This is a genomic window from Tabrizicola sp. YIM 78059, assembly GCF_004959785.1.
GTDB lineage: Bacteria > Pseudomonadota > Alphaproteobacteria > Rhodobacterales > Rhodobacteraceae > Tabrizicola > Tabrizicola caldifontis.
This window is the reverse complement of sequence record NZ_SJZH01000071.1, coordinates 1-460: the sequence shown is the minus strand read 5'-3', so window position 1 is coordinate 460 and position 460 is coordinate 1. Positions and strand designations below refer to the sequence as shown.

General features: G+C 69.9%; 1 protein-coding gene and 1 pseudogene. Both read left to right on the top strand.

What is annotated here, in order from left to right:
• Window positions 1–11 precede the first annotated feature (11 nt).
• A pseudogene (locus EZM81_RS18810) lies at window positions 12–116 on the top strand (hypothetical protein); the annotation flags it as partial.
• 127 nt (window positions 117–243) lie between these two features.
• A partial coding sequence (locus EZM81_RS18805) for a phage tail tube protein (protein WP_371685776.1) occupies window positions 244–460 on the top strand: 217 nt, incomplete at its 3' end.

The window sequence follows — 460 nt, the reverse complement described above, 5'->3', positions numbered from 1 at the left end:
CCTCGGAGCTCTTGGGCCAGGGGCGCGACCCGCTGGCCCCGATCAAGGACGCGGTCACCGCCGATGGCGATGTGGTTGTACCGATCGACGTCGAGAACTTCGGCCTCTGGCTGAAGGCGGCCTTCGGCCAGCCCACGACCACCGGCACCACGCCCAAGACCCACACCTTCCAGTCCGGCAACTGGACGCTGCCGAGCATGGCCATCGAGACGGCGATGCCGNGGCAACTGGACGCTGCCGAGCATGGCCATCGAGACGGCGATGCCGGAGGTGCCGCGCTATGCGATGTACACCGGCTGCGTCTGCGACCAGCTGTCGTGGCAGATGGCGCGGTCGGGCCTGCTGACCGCGACCGCACGGCTGGTGGCGCAGGGCGAAAGCGTCGCGGCGGCCACAGCCGCTGGCACGCCAACCTCGCTCGCCCTGCAGCGGTTCGGGCATTTCAACGGGGCGATCACCC